This window comes from Pacificibacter marinus (genome assembly GCF_018860665.1).
In the GTDB taxonomy this organism is placed as follows: Bacteria; Pseudomonadota; Alphaproteobacteria; order Rhodobacterales; family Rhodobacteraceae; genus Celeribacter; species Celeribacter marinus_A.
Map to the genome: position 1 here is coordinate 65,114 of NZ_JAHKPK010000038.1, position 20,012 is coordinate 85,125.

The 20,012-nt window shown below is 52.1% G+C and carries 20 protein-coding genes; 16 read left to right on the forward strand and 4 right to left on the reverse strand.

The genetic code is table 11. The annotated features are described in order from the left end of the window. Positions 1 to 76 precede the first annotated feature (76 nt). The 5 genes from KO497_RS11215 (at position 77) to KO497_RS11235 (ending at position 4,629) form a co-directional block, all read left to right on the forward strand. Positions 77 to 1,189, forward strand: a complete 1,113-nt coding sequence (locus KO497_RS11215; protein ID WP_215944056.1) for an ABC transporter substrate-binding protein — start codon at positions 77 to 79, stop codon at positions 1,187 to 1,189. Between the two features lie 66 nt (positions 1,190 to 1,255). Then, positions 1,256 to 2,170, forward strand: coding sequence for a branched-chain amino acid ABC transporter permease (locus KO497_RS11220; protein WP_215944057.1), 915 nt, complete (start codon positions 1,256 to 1,258; stop codon positions 2,168 to 2,170). After that, a complete protein-coding gene (locus tag KO497_RS11225) occupies positions 2,163 to 3,161 on the forward strand; it encodes a branched-chain amino acid ABC transporter permease (protein ID WP_215944058.1) in 999 nt (332 codons plus the stop codon). The genes KO497_RS11220 and KO497_RS11225 overlap by 8 nt, the downstream gene beginning before the upstream one ends. Continuing rightward, entirely contained in the window at positions 3,158 to 3,913 is a 756-nt protein-coding gene (locus KO497_RS11230) for an ABC transporter ATP-binding protein (RefSeq protein WP_215944059.1), read from the forward strand. The genes KO497_RS11225 and KO497_RS11230 overlap by 4 nt, the downstream gene beginning before the upstream one ends. Continuing rightward, positions 3,913 to 4,629: an ABC transporter ATP-binding protein gene (locus KO497_RS11235; RefSeq protein ID WP_215944060.1), complete on the forward strand. Its 717-nt coding sequence runs from the start codon at positions 3,913 to 3,915 to the stop codon at positions 4,627 to 4,629. Before KO497_RS11230 ends, KO497_RS11235 begins: the two co-directional genes overlap by 1 nt. Before the next feature lie 52 nt (positions 4,630 to 4,681). Here the strand turns inward: KO497_RS11235 and KO497_RS11240 are convergent, their stop codons facing one another. Then, positions 4,682 to 5,155, reverse strand: a complete 474-nt coding sequence (locus tag KO497_RS11240; protein WP_215944061.1) for an Lrp/AsnC family transcriptional regulator — start codon at positions 5,153 to 5,155, stop codon at positions 4,682 to 4,684. A gap of 127 nt (positions 5,156 to 5,282) precedes the next feature. Here KO497_RS11240 and KO497_RS11245 point away from each other — a divergent pair, with 127 nt between their 5' ends. The 7 genes from KO497_RS11245 to KO497_RS11275 all read left to right on the forward strand — a co-directional run bounded on the left by KO497_RS11245 (position 5,283) and on the right by KO497_RS11275 (position 12,450). Next, entirely contained in the window at positions 5,283 to 6,587 is a 1,305-nt protein-coding gene (locus KO497_RS11245) for an NAD(P)/FAD-dependent oxidoreductase (protein WP_215944062.1), read from the forward strand. A gap of 13 nt (positions 6,588 to 6,600) precedes the next feature. Beyond that, complete coding sequence (locus KO497_RS11250) at positions 6,601 to 7,068, forward strand: L-2-amino-thiazoline-4-carboxylic acid hydrolase (protein WP_215944063.1); 468 nt, start codon at positions 6,601 to 6,603, stop codon at positions 7,066 to 7,068. Between the two features lie 3 nt (positions 7,069 to 7,071). Further along, the gene (locus KO497_RS11255) at positions 7,072 to 8,247 is read left to right on the forward strand and encodes a M20 aminoacylase family protein (protein WP_215944064.1); all 1,176 of its coding nucleotides are present in this window, start codon (positions 7,072 to 7,074) and stop codon (positions 8,245 to 8,247) included. 621 nt (positions 8,248 to 8,868) lie between these two features. After that, positions 8,869 to 9,459: a TetR/AcrR family transcriptional regulator gene (locus KO497_RS11260; protein ID WP_215944065.1), complete on the forward strand. Its 591-nt coding sequence runs from the start codon at positions 8,869 to 8,871 to the stop codon at positions 9,457 to 9,459. 76 nt (positions 9,460 to 9,535) lie between these two features. Then, positions 9,536 to 10,693 (forward strand): iron-containing alcohol dehydrogenase, encoded by a 1,158-nt coding sequence (locus KO497_RS11265; RefSeq protein ID WP_215944066.1) that lies wholly within the window; start codon positions 9,536 to 9,538, stop codon positions 10,691 to 10,693. Positions 10,694 to 10,705: 12 nt separating this feature from the next. Then, on the forward strand, positions 10,706 to 11,740 hold the full coding sequence (locus KO497_RS11270; RefSeq protein ID WP_215944067.1) for an NADP-dependent oxidoreductase: 1,035 nt from the start codon (positions 10,706 to 10,708) through the stop codon (positions 11,738 to 11,740). Between the two features lie 32 nt (positions 11,741 to 11,772). Beyond that, a complete protein-coding gene (locus KO497_RS11275) occupies positions 11,773 to 12,450 on the forward strand; it encodes a type 1 glutamine amidotransferase domain-containing protein (RefSeq protein WP_215944068.1) in 678 nt (225 codons plus the stop codon). An 838-nt stretch (positions 12,451 to 13,288) separates the two neighbouring features. On the opposite strand, the gene KO497_RS11280 is transcribed toward KO497_RS11275, so the two are convergent. Beyond that, the gene (locus KO497_RS11280; RefSeq protein ID WP_215944069.1) at positions 13,289 to 14,200 is read right to left on the reverse strand and encodes a LysR family transcriptional regulator; all 912 of its coding nucleotides are present in this window, start codon (positions 14,198 to 14,200) and stop codon (positions 13,289 to 13,291) included. A 98-nt stretch (positions 14,201 to 14,298) separates the two neighbouring features. On the opposite strand from KO497_RS11280, the gene KO497_RS11285 reads away from it, so the two are divergent. The 4 genes from KO497_RS11285 to KO497_RS11300 all read left to right on the forward strand — a co-directional run bounded on the left by KO497_RS11285 (position 14,299) and on the right by KO497_RS11300 (position 17,954). Beyond that, positions 14,299 to 15,081: a CmcJ/NvfI family oxidoreductase gene (locus KO497_RS11285; RefSeq protein WP_215944070.1), complete on the forward strand. Its 783-nt coding sequence runs from the start codon at positions 14,299 to 14,301 to the stop codon at positions 15,079 to 15,081. 36 nt (positions 15,082 to 15,117) lie between these two features. Continuing rightward, positions 15,118 to 15,906 carry an SDR family NAD(P)-dependent oxidoreductase gene (locus KO497_RS11290; RefSeq protein WP_215944071.1) on the forward strand — a complete coding sequence of 263 codons (789 nt, stop codon included), beginning with the start codon at positions 15,118 to 15,120 and terminating at the stop codon, positions 15,904 to 15,906. Between the two features lie 65 nt (positions 15,907 to 15,971). Next, positions 15,972 to 16,880, forward strand: coding sequence for a 2OG-Fe(II) oxygenase family protein (locus KO497_RS11295; protein ID WP_215944072.1), 909 nt, complete (start codon positions 15,972 to 15,974; stop codon positions 16,878 to 16,880). An 87-nt stretch (positions 16,881 to 16,967) separates the two neighbouring features. Next, positions 16,968 to 17,954 (forward strand): zinc-dependent alcohol dehydrogenase family protein, encoded by a 987-nt coding sequence (locus tag KO497_RS11300; RefSeq protein ID WP_215944073.1) that lies wholly within the window; start codon positions 16,968 to 16,970, stop codon positions 17,952 to 17,954. 370 nt (positions 17,955 to 18,324) lie between these two features. Here KO497_RS11300 and KO497_RS11305 read toward each other — a convergent pair whose 3' ends face one another. Further along, a complete protein-coding gene (locus KO497_RS11305; protein WP_215944074.1) occupies positions 18,325 to 18,756 on the reverse strand; it encodes a hypothetical protein in 432 nt (143 codons plus the stop codon). A gap of 313 nt (positions 18,757 to 19,069) precedes the next feature. Continuing rightward, positions 19,070 to 19,930, reverse strand: a complete 861-nt coding sequence (locus KO497_RS11310) for a hypothetical protein (RefSeq protein WP_215944075.1) — start codon at positions 19,928 to 19,930, stop codon at positions 19,070 to 19,072. Positions 19,931 to 20,012: the final 82 nt, after the last annotated feature.

A 20,012-nucleotide genomic window follows, 5' to 3' on the forward strand; every position in this document is an offset into this window, starting at 1 on the left:
ATAAAGATGATCAGATCCGGAACAACCGGGCATTTCACCCCGCCAAAGTAAAAAATGACCAACAGAGGACTTTAATATGAAACTTACACGCAGAACAGCAGTCTTGCTTACACTTGCAACCAGTTTGACCCCTATCGCAGCCTTTGCACAGGACAGTGTCAAAATTGGTTATCAACTGCCCCTTACAGGTAACACCGCGCAATATGGCCAAGGCTTTCATGAAGCGGCAGAAATTGCGTTAACCAAATTTAATGCCTCCGGTGTGCTGCCGGTACCCGTGGAAATCATCTATGAAGATTCCCGTTCGGATGCGAAAGAGGGCGTAACCATCGCACGTAAATTCGTGGATGACGACGACATTGTTGGTGTCTTGGGGGATTTCACTTCAACCGTGTCCATGGCCGCTGCGCAAGTTTATAAAAAGGCAGGTATGGTGCAATTGTCGCAATCCGCCTCACATCCTGATTTTGCCAAAATCTCAAAATGGCAGTTCCGCAACATCACCACACAAGACCAAGAAGGTGCTGTAAATGCGGCATGGATGATAGAAAAAGGCATCAAAAAAGTTGCTGTGATTGCAGAACAAACCGACTGGGGCCAGTCTGCGGCTAACGGTTTTGTTGAGCCGTTTGAAGCCGCCGGTGGTGAAGTTGTCTACACTGAGTTTTTCAATCGCGGCCTTGCAGATTTTCGCTCTATTATCACCAAAATTGAAGAGCACGAACCTGACGCAATCTATACCGGTTTCTTTTATGAAGACGGTGCGCAATTCCTCAAACAAGTAAAACAGCTTGGCGCGGATACCCCTGTGTATTCGACTTCGGCAGCTTACAATGACACGTTGATTGAACTGGCTGGCGACGCCACCGAAGGGCTTTTCTTGACCGCAACATTCCTTCCATCACGTCAAGATGAGAATGTTCAAAGTTTTGTCACTGAATGGAAAAAAACTCATGATGTCGCGCCAGGACAGTTCCCTGCACAGGCCTATGATGCTGTGAACATTATGTTGGAAGCTGTCGTGAGGGCCTATCCTGACATTACACGCGAGAGCTTGCGCGATGCCGTCGCTGAGACGACTGATTTCCCTGGTGTGACAGGCAACACATCCTTTGACGACAATGGTGAGCCCCTCAAAGAATTGACCAAGGCGACCGTTTCAAATGGCGTGTTTGTCGAAGTCCAATAAAACCTCCCCCCTGCCCATTTCCATCGATTGTTAAATGGGCAGGATCAACAACAAAAGGGGGATAGCGTGTTCGATCCTTACATCTTACAACAATTGGCCATTGGCCTGTCTTTGGGCATGATTTATGCTCTTATGGCGATCGGGTTTACACTGATCTTTGGAGTCTTAAACGTCGTCAACTTTGCACATGGCGAAGTTTACACCATCGGTGCTTTCGCGGGCCTCATGGCGATTTCAGCCTTTGGGCCACCGCTTTTGGTCGTGCTGTTCATCGCCCTCGCCGCAGGCGCGTTTGCAGGGTTCAGTCTGGAGCGTTTGGCATTTAGTCCTTTTAGACGTTTTTCAGATGAAGCCTCTTTGAAATCCCGCGCCATGCGTGAGGCAACGTTGATGTCTTCACTTGCTATGTCGATCATCGCGCGTGAAGCTATGGAAATGATCTTTGGATCGCAGTTTCAATCCGTGGATCTGGCCTATCTTATCAACAAACCGATCAACATCGGGCCGATTACAATTGTGAACGGCGACCTGATTATCTTTGCCGTCACGTTGATCATGCTAGGTGGGCTTCAATGGTTGCTGAAAAAAAGCCCTATCGGCTTGTCCATCCGAGCGGTTTCGAACAACGCACTTGGTGCAAAATACTGCGGCATCAACACGGACCGCACGATTATCATCACCTTTGTGATCGGCTCAGGCATGGGCGCGCTCGCGGGCATTCTGGTCGGACTGTATTACGGCGCTATTTTCCCAGCTATGGGATTTGCACCTGGGATCAAAGCTTTTGTTGCTATGGTCATGGGGGGGCTGTCATCTATCCCCGGAGCAGTGATCTCTGCAATCATTCTAGGTCTGTCTGAAAGTCTCTCGACCAGCTTTATGTCGTCGGTTTGGTCTGACATGGTCGCCTATGGCTTCTTGCTTTTGACCCTCATCTTTTTCCCGCAAGGCCTCTTTGGGGCAAGGAGGGATCGTGTCTAAATCGCGTCTCATAAAACTTGGACTGATTATTTTGGTCTTCGCATTAGTTCCCGCAATCCTCGTTGGTTTTGACAAGGGATACTACTATCAAATCGCCACAATCGCCGCGATATTCATGCTATTGGCAGCTTCGCTGCACCTCGTGACAGGCGTTGCCGGATTGCTACATTTGGGCCACGCCGCTTTGTATGGCGTCGGAGCCTATGTTGCAGCAATTTTGGGTGCTGAATATGGCATCGGCTTTACCATCGGCGTGCCTCTCGCAGGGTTGTCTGCTGCGGCCATCGCCTTTCTCGTCGCCTTGCCCACCATGCGGTTGATGTCGATTTATTTTGCCGTTGCGACTCTTGGCATTGGCCAAATGCTTTTTCTGATCTTCCAAAACTGGGTAGGTCTGACCAAAGGACCCAACGGCGTCATGCTGTTTTCAGGGCTCAATTTGTTTGGCTTTGAAATCGATACAGATCTAGGCATCTACTACGTCGTTGCCAGTATTGTGGCCCTGTCTATTTTGGTGCTGAACCGCTTGAGTCACTCGTACTATGGAAACGCGTTGCGGTCTTTGCGTGAAGATGATCAATGCGCCTCGGCCATGGGCATCAATGTCACGGTGATGAAGATACAAGCCTTTGTTATATCATCTTTTTTCGCAGGTATAGCTGGCGCGCTTTGGGCCTACACAACAGGGTATATTTCGCCAAATGACTTCCAATTCTCGCAATCGATCCTCATCCTCACCATGGTCGTGGTCGGTGGCTTGGGCAGTCTTCCTGGCGCATTGATCGGAGCACTCTTGCTGATCATCTTGCCTGAAATGCTGCGTTCCGTCGGAGACATCCGAAACATCATTGTTGGTGTCATGATGTTCGGTGCGATCCTATTTTTGCCCAAAGGCCTGTTTGGAGAAGTCTCTGCACTCAATTTTGCCCGCCGTATGCTTGGCCAAGGCTGGGCCGCCAAAAAAGGCGAGAAAGGGATTGGCTGGAAATGACCGCAATTCTTGAACTTGATGGTCTCACCCGAACGTTTGGCGGATTGCGTGCCGTCGATAATGTGACAACACAGGTCAATCAAGGCGAGCTGTTTGGCCTCATTGGCCCCAATGGTGCCGGCAAAACCACGTTGTTCAACCTGATCTCAGGGTTCACCCCGCCGTCGTCTGGCGAAGTGCGCTTTAAGGGCGAACGCATCACCGGATTGTCAGCGCATAAAATTGCCCACAAAGGCATGTCGCGAACATTCCAAAACTTACGCGTGTTTCCGAACATGACCGTGTTTGACAACATCTCGGTCGGCGCGCTTGGCATGATTGGGGTTGGTCCGTTTTCGTCCCTCTGGGGCGGTAAGGCTCGCGCTCGGGAAATATCTGAACGCAGTTGGGAGATGCTTGAAAAAGTGGGTCTTGCTGATCACGCCGATGATCTGGCCGCAAACCTGTCCTATGGCAAACGCAAATATCTAGAGATCGCGCGGGCTTTGGCAATGAAACCTGATCTGTTGATTTTGGATGAACCTGCCGCGGGCATGAACGATTCTGAAACCACAGAGCTTGCCGAATTCATCACCGATCTCAACAAAAGTGGTTTGACGGTGATGTTGGTTGAACACGACATGGGTTTGGTTATGGGCATTTGCGAACGTCTTGTGGTTTTGGCCTCTGGGCAAAAAATTGCGGATGACGTGCCAAAAGTGGTGCGTCAAGATCCAGGTGTTTTAGAAGCCTACCTTGGGGGAGATGACTGATGAGCAACATTCTTGAGATCAAAAATCTGTCTCTTAAAATCGGTGTCCAAGACATCTTGCACGACATATCGGTTGCCGTGCCACAACAAGGTATTGTGTCTGTTCTGGGGGCAAACGGAGTTGGAAAAACCTCACTCATGCGCTGTATCTCAGGTATTTATCATGCCACGGGCGGCGAGATTTTGTTGGATGGTGAAGATATATCCAAACTCAAAAGCCACGAAATCGTTGACCGTGGAATTATGCAAGCGCCAGAGGGGCGGCAGATATTTTCCAACATGACCGTTGTAGAGAATTTGGTCATGGGGGCTGGACCTTTGGGGCGCCAAGAACTGGATCACGTTTTGGCTTTGTTTCCGCGTCTCGAAGAGCGGCTGAAGCAACAAGCGGGCTCCATGTCTGGCGGCGAACAACAGATGTTATGTATTGGGCGCGCGTTGATGCGCAAACCCAAAGTACTGTTGCTTGATGAACCATCTCTCGGCCTCGCTCCGCGTTTGGTTGCTTTCATATGCGAGTTGGTGTCCAAAATTCGCGATGAGGGCTACGCGGTTCTGTTGGTTGAACAAAACGTCAAAGCTGCCTTGCGCATTTCCGACACTGCATCAGTGATTGAGCATGGGAAAATCGTGATCGAAGGCGACGCTCAAGCTCTGTCCAATGACCCTCGCGTGGCAGAGGCTTATCTGGGTGGTCACGTCAGTGAGAATGCTTAGCGTGGCGTCATATCAGCAGGGGCGACAATCGCCCCTGCTTAAGCGTGTAGTCTCACAGATACTTTGTGGGAACCGCGGTGGTGAATTTCAATTCTTCCATCGAAATCGACGAATTCACAGTCGTAAATTCAACCTCATTGATCATCCGCTGATAGACCACATCGTAGGCGTCAATATCAGGGACAACGACTTTCATAATGTAATCCGTCGCCCCAGTCAGGCGATACGCCTCGACCACTTCTGGAATGTCTTCGATCAGAGCTTGGAACCTCTTGAACCATTCCATCGCATGACGCGGTGCCGTCACGCCGATAAAAATTGTCATGGGCACATTAACAAGTTTTTGATCGACCAAAGCGACGCGTGCGCGGATCAGCCCAGCCGCTTCCATTCGTTTGATGCGACGCCACACAGGGGTTGGACTAAGCGCCACCTGTTGGGCAATTTCAGCAATTGGGATGTTGCTGTCTATTTGCAAAATACCAAGGATGCGTTGATCGACTTCATCAAATGTAGTTTCAGTCATGCGGTCTGCTTTCTAAAATTGATGCGAGCAGACTGCCACAAAAGTTAAAATAATAGAATAGAAATCTAATTTATGCGCAAAGCATAGCAATCTCACCCAAACGTCAACTAGCTTTGAAAGTGATAAAATGTCAGCCCCCATCACATTCCCACCTTCTCTTTGGGCCGAAACCGCACCCACGCGCATGCCCACTGTGGCATTGGTCGGCACAGTTGAAACTGACACTGTCGTCATTGGTGGCGGGTTTTCAGGATTGTCGGCAGCGCTGCATCTCAGCAAAGCGGGTCGTGAAGTCACAGTACTCGAAGGTCAAGCCGTGGGCTGGGGCGCATCGGGGCGCAACAACGGCCAAGTGATCCCGACATTGACGGCAGCAGAGCCTGACATGTGGGTTCAGCGCTTTGGTGAGACTGGGCGAAAATTTGCCCAACTGATAGGTGCGTCAGCTGGGATGTTGTTTGACAAAATCCGTGAAGAAAGGATTGATGCCGAAGCCGAACAAACGGGTTGGTTCCAACCGGCACATTCGGCAGGACGCACCAAGTTGAGCCTAAATCGTACCAAGGCATGGCAACGTTTTGGTCTTGAGGTGGAATACCTCGATCGCGCGGCAACCTGCGATTTAATGGGCACGGATCATTGGTATGGCGGGATGTTGGCCCCCTCTGGCGGGCACATCAATCCGCTGGCTTTGGCCCGTGGTTTGGCAGGGGCAGTCGAGCGCAATGGGGGTAAAATCTTTGAGCAAACCCGCGTGGACAGCTATACGCATGACGGCACCGACTGGATTGTGAAAACATCAAATGGCACGGTCAAGGCCCGGGCATTGGTTCTGGCCACGAATGCCTATACCGGCGAATTGGCCCCGCGTTTGGCGCGGCGTCTCGCACAGTCCATCGTACCAGTTTTGTCTTGGCAAATGGCCACAGAGCCTTTGTCAGATGATCTGCGGGCTGGACTTTTGAAAGGCCGTCAGGCGGTGTCTGACACCCGTGGGGATCTACGTTTTTTTCGCTATGACGCACGCAATCGTTTGATCACGGGCGGGGCGATATTGGGCGGGGGGGATGTTCGGGCACGGATCGCGCGTAAGGTTGCAGCCAATCTTGCTGACTGCTTTCCACAGCTTGCTCCCCCGACAATGACCCATGTTTGGTCAGGATATTTATCAATGAACTGGGATCGGTTCCCGCGCGTGCATCAACTTGGGCCAAACGGATGGGCATGGATCGGATGCAACGGACGTGGTGTTGCGCTTGGCAATGCTTTGGGGCGTGAAATTGCCCGAGCCATTGATGGTGAAGATCTACGTGATCTGGCGCTGCCCATCACCGAGCCGCAGGCCTTACCATTTCATCCTATAGCGCGTCGTATAGCGCCTTTGTATCTCACGTGGTTGCAACGCAAAGACCGCATAGACCCCAAACTCTAAGAAAGGCCAGTCCATGAAAGACCTACCCATTTTAGAACGTCGCCGCATCGAAGCAATGATCCTCAAGCACGTGCTAGATGTGATCACCGAGCGCTCAGGGCGTGCAGAAGCCGAAGCCGTGATTGGCGATGCCTGTTCGCGCTCAGCCATCGAGCAGGGAAAAGCACTGGCAGCTGATCTTGGCCATGCGCCGGATTTGTCAGATTTCGCAGCCATATTGCCCAATTGGACCAAAGAGGACGCTCTAGAGTTAGACGTTTTGGTCACTGAGCCAGACAAGATGGAGTTTAACGTCACGCGATGTCGTTATTCTGAGATGTATCAAGAGATGGGGCTCGGCGACATCGGGCATCTGCTGTCGTGTAACCGCGACGGGGATTTTTGTATTGGGTACAATCCAGATATTGAATTGACCCGCACGCAAACCTTGATGACTGGCGCGAGCCATTGTGATTTTCGCTACAAACTAAAGAAAGATTGAGACATGGCCATTGGAAATTGGGTGTCACGTAACATCGATGAGCTTATCGCATTTCGTCGAGATCTGCATGAAAACCCCGAGCTGCTGTATGAGGTGCATCGCACCGCTGGCAAGGTGGCAGACGCGTTGCGCGCCGCAGGTGTAGATGAGGTTGTTGAAGGGCTGGGCAAAACTGGCGTTGTCGGTGTGATCCACGGTCAAAGCAACACATCTGGTCGCATGATCGGTTTGCGCGCAGACATGGATGCCTTGCCAATCATAGAATCTACCGGGCTGGACTACACGTCAAAGTCACCCGGAAAAATGCACGCATGCGGCCACGATGGACACACGACCATGCTGTTGGGTGCGGCCAAGTATTTAGCCGAAACTCGCGTTTTTGATGGCACTGTGATTGTTATTTTTCAACCCGCAGAAGAGGGCGGTGCAGGCGCACAGGCGATGATCGAAGATGGGCTGTTCGACCGTTGGCCCTGTGATGAAGTCTACGGCATGCACAATATGCCGAACTTGCCGCTAGGCCATTTCACCACAGCAGTTGGGCCCAATATGGGGGCCGTGGATATGCTCGATATCACCATTACGGGCAAAGGGGGGCATGCTGCGGCACCACAAACGGCCATCGACCCTTTCCCTGCTTTGGCAGGGATTATTCAGGCCATTCATGGGATGAGTGCGCGCAGCGTGGACCCGTTTGAAGCCCACGTCGTCTCGCTTTGTGCCATTGAAGGCGGGAATGCGTACAATGTCATTCCACAAGATCTCACCCTTAAAGGCACAGTGCGAACTATGAACGAAACTGTGCGGGATCATGTTGAAAAACGTCTGCAAGATATCGTTTCAAGCATCGCCAGCGGGCATGACTGCGTCGGCGCATTGACTTATACACGCAGCTATCCTGTACTCGTCAACCATGAGGCAGAAACCCATTTTGCAGTTGCAGCCGCTGGTACGGTCGCGGGTGCCGACAATGTTTCACTGGATATGACGCCGACGTTGGGTGGTGAAGATTTTGCTTTTATGCTGAATAAAGTCCCAGGTTGCATGATCAATATCGGTAATGGACCTTCCGCCAATTTGCACCACCCTGAGTATAATTTTAACGACGATGCGATTGGATGGGGCAGTTCCTATTGGGTGACTTTGGTCCATCAACGATTGGCAGCAACCGAAATTTAAAGTCATAAATGTCCTTGCTTTGGTGTCATGTACCACCTGTTTTGTCCGCGTATAAGCATTATCCATAATCTCAGCGCGACTACCTTTTTATCAGGCTTTATGCATTTGCTGCGGTGCAGAGATGACTTGAGCCAGTTTGCGGAGGTTTTGGACGGTTGCAACGTGAAGCAATTCGTTAATGGCACCATTCGGACCGCGCAGTTGCGGTCGACCCAGCCCAAGAATGCGTTAAGAGACCATTTGCTCTGGCATGTCCTGAAATAATCTTTTGGAGGGGGCGCTTGCGTGTTCCGACTTGATTTGAGTGGTCCGGTTTTGCCGTAAAGCAATCGCCACGGGTTTGTCTGGAAACCCTAACACTTGGCACCACTACGTTGGCCCCAAAGCCTATATAGTTTGTCTAGATGAAGTTGATCATCATACCGGATGCATCGCCGACCTTCATTAATAGGATGCGGTTATATTCTGGCACAGTGAGGTCAAAGCTTTGGATTAATGCTGTCAATGTGGATGGGCTGTGTCATGGTTGTGTGGATGTGAACGGCGTCCAAATCCATGTGGTCACAACAACGTGACCGATATCCACTAGACGACTGGTCTAGTGACCCCCACATACACTCCATGACAGAGCAAACAACAGACACAAAAAACAAAATCCTAGCAGTTGGTCGCAGGCTAACGGCCCAACATGGCTATAGCCGCGTGGGTTTGAATGAATTGCTGAAGGCAGCAGACGTTCCCAAGGGGTCTTTCTATCATTACTTTTCATCGAAAGATGCATATGGCTGCGCCTTGCTGGAAGACTTCGTTGCTAAATATAATGACAGTTTGAGCGCGACTTTGAACGATCCGTCGCGCAACGCGCATGATCGATTTTTTGCATATTTTGAAGGGTGGAAAGTTAAGCAAACCGCCCCTGACTTCCAAGACCGTTGTTTGGTCGTCAAGCTTTCGGCAGAGGTCACCGACCTCTCCGCATCCATGAGCGCTATTTTGAAACGTGGTGTGGACGACATTGTCAAAAGCCTAACAAAAACCTTGGATGAGGGCATTTCCGAAGGCTCAATTGCTCCCCTAAAAGACACCACAGAAGTGGCCCAATCCATTTACCATCAATGGTTGGGCGCAAGTCTCGTGGCTGGGCTGTCAGGGGATGATAAGGCGTTACGGGCAGCTATGAAAGCCACTGAACAGACCATTTTAACAGCGTAACTCACCAATTTCCGTCTCTGCCGCATATAAAAATTTTGATGCGTGCTTGCGTGTTACAACACAAGGATACTGATCCATGAACAATTTTGATTTTCACAACCCAACTCATATTCTGTTTGGTAAAGGCCGCATTGCAGATTTGAGCGCGCAAGTCCCAGTCAAGGCCAAGGTTCTCATCCTTTATGGCGGGGGCAGTGCTGAGCGCACAGGAGTATTGGGCCAAGTTCGCAGCGCACTTGGTGATCGTGACGTCGTTGAGTTTGGGGGAATTGAACCAAACCCGCGCTTTGCAACTGCTCTCAAAGCTGTAGATTTGATTACTGAAACGGGCGTTACCTATTTGCTCGCCGTCGGCGGCGGATCGGTCATTGATGCCACCAAATTTATCGCAGCAGCGGCAAAATTCGAAGGCGATCCATGGGACATTCTCACATCGCGCGGCGCAGTTGTAAAAGACGCCATGCCGTTTGGCACAGTGTTGACTCTGCCTGCCACAGCATCGGAAATGAATTCTGGTTCGGTGATCACTCATGCTGATAAAGGCGCCAAGCTGCCGTTCCGCAGCCCGCATTGCTATCCAAAGTTTTCGATCCTTGATCCAGAATTGACCTACACCTTGCCCTCACGTCAGATTGCCAATGGTGTGGCGGATGCCTTTGTTCATATCATCGAACAATATCTTACCTATCCGGTCAATTCCCCGGTTCAGGACGGGTTTTCCGAAACGCTTTTGCGCACCTTGATCGACCTTGGTCCCAAAGCTCTTGAAGCACCCGAGGACTACGACATTCGGGCCAATTTAATGTGGACAGCAACGCTGGCGTTGAACGGGTTGATTGGTGCAGGCGTGCCCCAAGATTGGGCAAGCCATATGATTGGCCATGAAATTACTGCGTTCAACGATACAGATCATGCGCGCACTTTGGCTGTTGTTCTGCCTGCCTTGATGAACGATCAACGCGAGACGAAGCGCGAAAAGCTGCTAAAGTTTGCAGCCAACGTTTGGGGCATTCATGACGGCGATGAAGATGCACGTATTGATGCCGGTATCAAAGCCACTGTCGACTTTTTCCATCTCCTTGGGATCAAGACCCGCCTGAGCGATTACAATGTCACCGCCTCAGACATCGACACCATCATTGGCGCGTTGACCGATCATGGCATGACCGCCCTTGGCGAACATGGCGCGATCACCCCAAAAGACGCCCGACGCATTTTAGAAACAGCGCTATAGGAAACCCAGAACATGACACAAAACACATCTATAAACCGCCAAATCGTCCTTGCCGAACGCCCCAAAGGTGAGCCAACAAAAGACACGTTAAAATTGGTCGAAGCAAAGGTGCCCACAGCTGGCGCAGGCGAGATGGTGCTGCGCACTGAATACCTGTCGCTTGACCCTTACATGCGTGGTCGTATGAGCGACGCTCCATCCTATGCGGCTCCCGTTGAAATCGACGGCGTCATGGTCGGCGGCACTGTCGCGACCGTTGTGACATCAAATATTGAGGGTTTTGACGTTGGTGACTTCGTTCTAAGTTTTAGCGGCTGGCAAGATTACGCGGTGTCTGATGGGACGGGCGTGACCAACCTAGGAAAATCGCCTGCGCATCCGTCTTGGGCACTTGGGATCATGGGTATGCCGGGCTTTACCGCTTGGGCAGGGTTGACCAAAATTGGAACGCCGAAAGCGGGGGAGACTATCGTGGTGGCGGCAGCAACAGGGCCAGTTGGGGCAACCGTTGGTCAGATCGGTAAAATCTTAGGGTGCCGTGTTGTAGGTGTCGCTGGCGGAGCAGAGAAATGCGCATATGCCGTAGATGAGCTTGGATTTGATGCCTGTATCGATCACAAGGCTGACGACTTTGCCGAGCAGCTTGCGAAAGCCAGCCCTGATGGGATCGATGTTTACTTTGAAAATGTTGGTGGCAAGGTTTTGGATGCAGTCATTCCCCTTTTGAACCCGAACGCACGGATGCCTGTATGTGGTCTGGTCTCGCAATACAACGCTACCGAATTGCCCTCTGGTCCTGATCGTATGAACTGGCTTATGGGACAAATTTTGCGCAAGAAAGTCAAAGTCCAAGGGTTTATTATCTTTGACGATTTCGGCCATCTGTACCCTGAGTTTGCGAAAGAGATGGGCGCATGGGTCGAGACTGGAAAGGTCAAATACCGTGAAGAGATGATCGATGGTTTGGAAAATGCACCAGAGGCTTTCATCGGCCTATTGAACGGCGATAACTTTGGAAAACGCGTGATCCGCGTTTCTGAAAAATAAGCCGAATTGCGCAAAATCAAAGGATTACACACATGAAAATTCTCATGGTGCTCACATCTCACGACCAACTGGGTGATACAGGTAACAAAACGGGGTTTTGGCTTGAAGAATTCGCCGCACCTTATTTTGTCTTCAGAGATGCAGGGGCCGAGATCACGCTTACCTCCCCCAAAGGGGGGCAGCCACCTATTGATCCAGCCAGCGATGCACCTGAGTCACAAACGGACGATACGCGCCGATTCAAAAACGACATCGAAGCTCAAAGGTATCTCGCAACTACACTTAAGTTGTCAGATGTCTCAGAAGCTGGGTTCGATGCAATCTTTTATCCCGGAGGGCATGGTCCCCTTTGGGATTTGGCCGAAAATGACGATAGCAAGCGCTTGATCGAAGCCTTCGCTGCCGCGGATCGCCCAGTGGGTGCAGTCTGCCACGCACCTGCCGTGTTCCGTCACACAGTTGGTGCGGATGGAAAGCCATTGGTCGCGGGGCGCCGCGTCACAGGGTTTTCAAACACTGAGGAAGCCGCTGCAGGCCTCACAGATGTTGTGCCGTTTTTGGTTGAGGATCTGCTCAAATCCAATGGGGGGCTGTTTGAAAAAGGCGACGACTGGGCCAGCTTTGTGCGCCGAGATGGCAAGCTGGTGACAGGGCAAAACCCAGCATCATCCGCAGAAGCTGCAAAACAGCTCCTCGATTTGCTGAGTTAAAACCTTACCTTTAAGCTCGTGGCGAGCAGGCTCGTCACGAGACTTTGGGCCGCAAGTGCTTTGAATTTTTCTTAGACAACCAAGGTCTATCTATTTCGCTTTTTGAGTGTCGTGATGTTAATCCGTGAGAGGTAGACCAGCTTACAAAAAATTTATCATGCAAGCTGGCCTGCTATGTTACTCTGTCTCTCTTAACCGAGGTCTTGCGTGCCATCACTGTCGGTGTCGTCGAAATCAAAAAAAACATGTATGTGCTCTGACCAAAGGAATGTGGAGCAATATGAAGGGCTGAAACATGTGTCTAAGTTTAACAATGTTTCCAGATGACTGATCGCCGAAGATGTTTTGGAAGTCCTTGAGGGCAATTCCATTTACTTATTCGGTAAGACAGGGTTTCGGCAACCCTATACAAAGGCAAGTATTTATCAAGCCGAGCTCCCGCAACCAACAGTCCGTTGGAATTTTGTGCTACACTTGTATGTCCGGGGTTTGTAGTTAGTGCATTGTTATTAAAATGATTATAACTAATATCGGGTAATTTTTGGGCCGACTATTTCTCCGCCATTATATTTCACGCGTAAATTTTTATTTTCGCGTGAAATCAATGGTTTAAATGTGACTTGGTCTGAGCCCCTTTTTTGCCTCCCTTAATTTTCTGGATCTGTCGCAGGATGTCATGGCGCGCTTCGGTGTGTCCCATGGCGGCACGGGGCATGAAAATGCTAGATCAACAAGGTGAAGCGATCACCAAGTGGGGGTGCTCATCTTTTTACAGATAGGCGGATTTGCCATGTGGATATTTCCATGTGATCGCCAGTCGGTTTCGTAAGACCTCGGATCAGGATGTTTTTCGTGTTAGATTTTGACGCCCAAAGTGTTCGATCAGGAAATCCATAAACAAGCGAACTTTGGCGGAGACGACGTTGCTTTTGGGGTAGATCAACCAAAGCGCCGGTTTATTTGCCAACTCATAGTCGGGCAAAACACGCGTCAAGGTTCCGCTCTCAAGCTCTTTTTGAACGGCCCAAAGTGAGTTGATTGAAATACCACCGCCGTCGAGCGTCGTGAGCTTTTGGCTTAGCCCGTCGTTCACGATCAGATAATGAACGGCATCTTTGGGGATGAATTGCGCTTGCGTGCCTTCACGTGAGACCAGCGTTTTGGGATCACTATTTTTAAACGCAATGAGGCGATGTTTTGCCAAATCTTCAACGCGATTGGGCGTGCCATAGCGTTCAAGGTAGGTCGGTGAGGCGCACAGGATGCGCATGTCATCCGCGAGTTTGCGTGCCGTAAGGCTGCTATCGGCCAAAACTGAATTGCGCAGCGCGAGATCGTAACTGCCCTCGATGAGGTCAAATTCGGAATCCGAGAGATGCAAATCGAGACGCAGGTCTGGGTATTCGTCCATAAAAAGCGGCAACAGCGGCGCGATGTAGAGCTGTGCAAAGGTACTGGACGCGGCAAAGCGCAATGTACCGCTGATCGTTGTCCGACCTTTGCCGAGGGCAGCAAGCGCGGCCTCCTCCAGAGCGATCATTTCGCGTGCATAGGGCAGGAAGTCGCGCCCTTCTAACGACAGTGACACTTTGCGGGTGGAGCGGTGTAACAGGTCTGCGCCGACAAGATGCTCCAGTTTTGCGATACGCGTGCTTGCGACAGCGGGTGCCATACCGAGCGAACGACCCGCCGCACTTATGTTCAATGTCTCACAGGCAAGAACGAAAAGACGGAGGGTTTGCGTGTCCATATTTTATACTTTTTCGGAATACTGAAATCAAATATGCCTTATTTATATAATTTATGGAAGTGATAAATCTATGCTCAAGACAGACACAGGAACTTCCAATGGCACAGATCGCAACCGTAAATTACCACGTCCACAAACCTGAACAGCAGGCGTTCGTCGTTGATGCGGGCGGGATTACCGGCAAGCTGATTTCGCCCGATCTTGCGCCAACGCAGGTGAGGGTTCGCGATGTCCGTGCGGCGCATGCGGGTGCCACATTTGAGAAGGGCTCTGTCGGCTTTACAACTTTCCCGACGGCTGTGGCATCCTTTGCGGGTAAGGATTGGCAGCACGCCTATGATGCCGAGCTGACCAAGCTGCTTGAGACCGAAATCGGCGCGCAGGAGGTCATCGTGTTTGACCATACGTTGCGTGAGGATGACCCGAAGGCAGATCGCGCACCGGCCCGTAATGTGCATAGCGACTATAGTGTCGAGGGCGCCGAAAAGCGGTTGATTGACATTCTGGGCGAGGACGAGGCTGCCGAATGGGCCAAAGGCCACTTCGCATTCGTCAATGTCTGGCGACCAGTGGGCGCACCGATCAACTCGGCACCATTGGGATTTATCCGCCCCGCCACTGTGGCAGATCAGGACTGGATTTTGCTCGATCTAATCTATCCCAACCGCAAGGGGCAGATCATGGGGATTGCGGCGAACCCGCGTCATGACTGGTTCTATATGTCCCAAATGACACCCGACGAGGTAACGTTTTTTAACATCTTCGACAATCGCGGCCGACCTTCGATCGCCCATAGTGCTTTGGACATGATTGAGGATCCGAACATTCACACGGTTCGGCGCAGCATCGAGAGCCGTACTTTGGTCCGTTACGCGGCCTAAATTCCCCAAGGTGGGACCAACACGAAAGATGACCCAATGACCAAGACAATTCTCATCACAGGCTCCACCGACGGGATCGGCCTTTTGACCGCACAAACCCTTGTGGCGGAGGGGCACGTGGTCCTTTTGCATGGACGCAATGCGGCCAAACTGGAGGCCGCGGCGAAAACGATCGCAGGCCCTGTCGAGCAATATTTGGCCGACCTGTCGGATATGGCTGATGTGCATGCTCTGGCCAGCGCCATTCGTGCCAAGCACAGCCAGATTGATGTGGTGATCAATAACGCAGGTATCCTTAAGGTGCCGAACCCTGTGACCAAAGGCGGTTATGATCTTCGCTTTATGGTGAACGCCATTGCGCCTTATGTGCTGACCCGTGAGCTTTTGCCGATCATTGCGAAAGACGGTCGCGTCGTGAACCTATCCTCGGCAGCCCAAGCGCCCGTTGATCTGGATGCCCTGCACGGACGCAGGCAGTTGAGCGATATGGACGTCTATGCGCAAAGCAAACTGGCGCTGACCATCTGGTCGCGCGAAATGGCGAAAACACTGCCTGATGGCCCAGCGATCATTGCGGTCAATCCCGGCTCCTTGCTGGCGTCCAAAATGGTCAAGGAAGGCTTTGGCATTGCAGGCAACGATCTGAGCATTGGTGCGAATATTCTACGCGATGCGGCTCTGGACGCATCCTTCGCCAAGGCGAGCGGGGCCTATTTTGACAATGACAGCCAGCTGTTTGCGCAACCCCATGCCGCCGCCCTTGATGCGGCCCATAGCGCCGAGGTGATGCAAGGTCTCGACGAGGCCGCAGCCATGCTTGGCTAAGCACATTACGGCGAACACTCTCATTCGGGCCGATGCAGCGCACGGCCATATCAGGAGCACATATCATGCAATCCACCTCCCTTGAACGCGCCCGCGCGATCCCTCGTCCTACGCGTGAAGCAATGTTGCAGCGCACCCCATCGGTTCAAAAATTCTGGGACCAGAACACGTCCTTATTTCAGGAGGCATGGACCCAATGGGAGGCCAACACTGGCCAAGAGGCCGTTCTGGACAGCAGCCTTTACGACCCTCAATTGCGCGAGGCCATCGCGCAGGCATGGCAAGATCTAAGCAAGGAGGGCGCTGTTAGAGACCTTTGGACAGAAGTCTTCCCAGGTGTTTATGAGGCGCAATTTTTCGACCCCGCGCGCCTGTCGGTTTTGCGTGAATATCTTGAGCGTGTGGCTGACGCGGGTATCCCGCTGCGCCCGCCTTATGGTATTTCGCTCAACCGTGGTGGCGCGATGCTCGACCCGCGCTCGGAGGGCTATCTTGCCGCGCCGAATTTTCAGGCATTCTACCGCGATTTGATGGACGCCTATATGCGGCCCATCTCGCGGCTCTTGTTTCCCGATATTGTCGGATATGACACGCAAACCTTTGGCTTCTCAATCCAGTGGCAAGCCGATGCGGACAGATCTTTGCGCGCCCATACGGATGCATCCTCAGTCACCTTGAACCTAAACCTCAACCTGCCGGGCGAAACGTTTTCCGGCTCGGGCGTAAAGTTCTTTGACCGTGAAACCCGTCAGGTGACCGAGTTGAGTTTTGCCGCCGGAAAAGCGCTGATCCATCACGGCAGCGTGCCGCATGAATCCATGCCGATCACTGAAGGCGAGCGGACAAACTTTGTCCTGTGGCTCTATGGCGACAAGGGTCAGGTGCCCCGCTTCGGCGCACCAGTTCATGTGCTCGACGCCAAAGAACGCTGGAGCATTCCTACGATTCCCAAGGACGGCTTCGCCCCGTTCTAAGGCGCAAGCCTCCCCGTACTTATCAAGAGGGCGTTGCCAAATGCCGTCTCATACAACCCGCTTTAAACCTACTCAAGGACACCTCCCATGAAAGCTACCACCATTACGTCTTACGGCGAGACCGCAACATTCGAAATCGCAGAACTGCCCAAACCCACGCCGACTGCAGGCCACGTGGTCGTGCGCATTGCCGCCAGCAGCGTGAACACCGTTGATACAATGATCCGCTCAATGGGCGCTGATCTGCCCTTGTCTCCCGCGCTCCCCGCAGTTCTGGGTATGGATTTCGCAGGCGTCGTTGAGGCGGTTGGCGAGGATGTAACAGCATTTGCCGTCGGTGACGAAGTCTACGGCTGCGCAGGGGGGCTGGCCGATCTCCAAGGTGCGCTTGCTGAGTTCATGCTGGCGGATGTCCAGCTGATCGCCCACAAACCCAAATCCATTTCCATGCGCGAAGCGGCGGCTATGCCATTGGTTGGCATCACCGCTCTTGAAGGACTTGAGCGGGCAGGTATCACAGAAGGCCAAAAAGTTCTCGTCCAAGGTGGCGCAGGCGGTGTTGGCCATTTGGTCGTGCAATTGGCCAAGTATTTTGGTGCGGAGGTTTATGCAACCGTTTCCAAAGACCAACAGATTGAGATCATTAAGGGCTACGGAGCCACTCCCATCAACTACACCTCGGAAAAGATTGCTGACTACGTCGTAAAGTATACTGATAGCGTGGGCTTTGATCTGATATTTGATACTGTGGGCGGTGCCAATATGACCAACTCTTTCGAGGCCGCAGCGCTCAATGCAAATATCGCCTCCACTGTGTCGCTTCTGGAAATTGATCTGTCGCCCGCGCATTTCAAAGGGCTGTCCTTGCACATCGTCTTTATGCTGTTGCCCATGCTCAGCGGGCAAGGTCGCGCCAAGCACGGTGAGATTTTGGCAAAGCTTGCCGAAATTGTCGACGCCGGCGCGTTGAAACCCCTGCTTGATGAGGCGGTTTTCGATCTTGATCATGTTGGTGAGGCTTATGATCGCCTGACAAGCGGCAAGGCCATCGGCAAGGTCGTCATTGACGTCTAAACAAGACGGACTGTCGTGATGAGTGGTTGCCCTGCCAAAACCGCATTGGCAGCCACTCAACCGTTATGAGGGGGCTTGAGCAAGTCCGCATGGTTCTGCACGGCTCCAAAAAAAGGATGTCTTTCGTATAAGCTCAGGACTTTCGGTCAAAAAGCATCGCGTGGCAGTTAACCATCGATATCGTGTCGATACTCCCTCAAGGAATTCGCAACTGGGCAGAAGTCATCAAGTTCCGTATGCGCCGATGCTATGAACAGCAGGCCATAGGTCGCCGGCTTGTTTCAATAGGCAACTCGCGCGACCTCGGCTCGCAGTAGAGAAGATCATGCGGAAGAGTTGGTCGATGTCACTTCACCTGAACCCAGTAAGTTTATGGGCAGGTTTTCGGTAAATACGGATTGCGCACAGGATCGAGGCGTTCGAACCGCATCCATTTTTTTGACCAGTTGTAGTGTTCGGTTCGCCCGTCAATCTGCGTGACAAGGATGGCATGATATTCCCAAATATAGCTGCCGCTTGGACTTGTTCTTTGCGATCTGACTTGGGGCAGGCGCATTTCCCATATGGAGTTTAATTTGGTGTCGTACTCACTTGGATTGGGTATAAGAATACATGCAGTGTCAGCATGTTCTGCTGCTCCGCGATGTGCATACATGCTGATCGCAGAGGCCCATGACCAGCTGGCCATGAGGCAAAGAACCAAGGCCCCGATACATCGATACACGCGCAAGTTTTGTTTGGGTGATGAAACCGCCCTGATCAGCAAGATATACCCCACGCCCCCCAAAATATAAAAGAGCATGATGGCCCCGCTCGCAGATGTGCCTTCTACCCATGTCATCAACGCGAGAAATGCGCCGATGATGAGGAGAACTGTGGCGAGAACCGCAGTTGCCTTTGAGGGGCTTGTGCGTTTGCTCTGAGGTTTTGCGGTCAAATGCGCTATAATCAAACCTAGGATGCAGGCGACTGCGGCGAAAATGGCGCCTCTCTCTGGTGTGGATGGAAACCAGCTGCTGATCCAAAAAATGAGGACAAGAAATGTAGGTAAAACTTTCAAAATGGTTGCCCTCCCAAACTCAACCCAACCCAACACAACACAACGCGATGCGATGCTAATATGCCAGACTTACAAAATCTATGCGGCTCACCCGTTTATCTTGACCGAAGTTGATCACCATGGTCCATTCGGGATCAGGGGTCGGATTGTCCGAGCAGACATAAGCCGTGAATCTCTGCGATGTGACCGTATATCCGTCGGGCACGCGCCCCAAAAGCCGGATAACTTCGCCGCGCGTTAGTCCAACCCTCAGGCCCGACGGCATCTTCCAACTCGGCGATGTTGTGGTCATGGCGTAAACGGCATCTTGGAAAATATCGAGATGCATTCCGACAAGCGTCATGCGGTCGATGGCCTCGCCGCGCCCGTCGGGGTCTTCGATGGTCTCTGGTGATCCGAGCTTGCCGAGCGCACTCAGTGGATCGCCCATGCGCACGCCGCCAAAACTAAACTCACTCGCGGGCAGGCAATGCTCGATGAGGCTTTCGTATTGGCTGTCCTGCAAGGTCGACGTGGGCGTCTGCTGAATACTGTCGGACACCCAAGTGAAAGAATAGGGGTCCCATGTTTGGCCTGCGGTCACTTTAATGTCGTGGATTCCGCCGCCAAAACCATAGCTTACCGTGTCTGGGATACACTCAAGGCCCGCGGCATGTTCGCCACTTTCCGTCACTTCGATCCATCCGAAACGGCGTGGCTCATGTTCCATGTCCTCTTCGGAAAAGGGGCGATCAAAACCGCCGCCCACATTGTAAGCGTAGTCGCCATTGTAAAAGGTGACGCTCTCAAAGATCGACACGCCGGACCCCGACCAAGGCTCGAAATCGACGCGCTCAACAGGTTCAGACAACTGCAATTCAGGCGCGCCACCAATCGGCCCATAGCTATAGGTTGCAACCTGATCGTCGAAGCACACGAAGACTTCCGTTTCGCGCCCCTCAATCTGGCACGAGGTGAAGGCCTCTTGCCCTTGGGGGCACCCTGCGTGCGCTTGTACG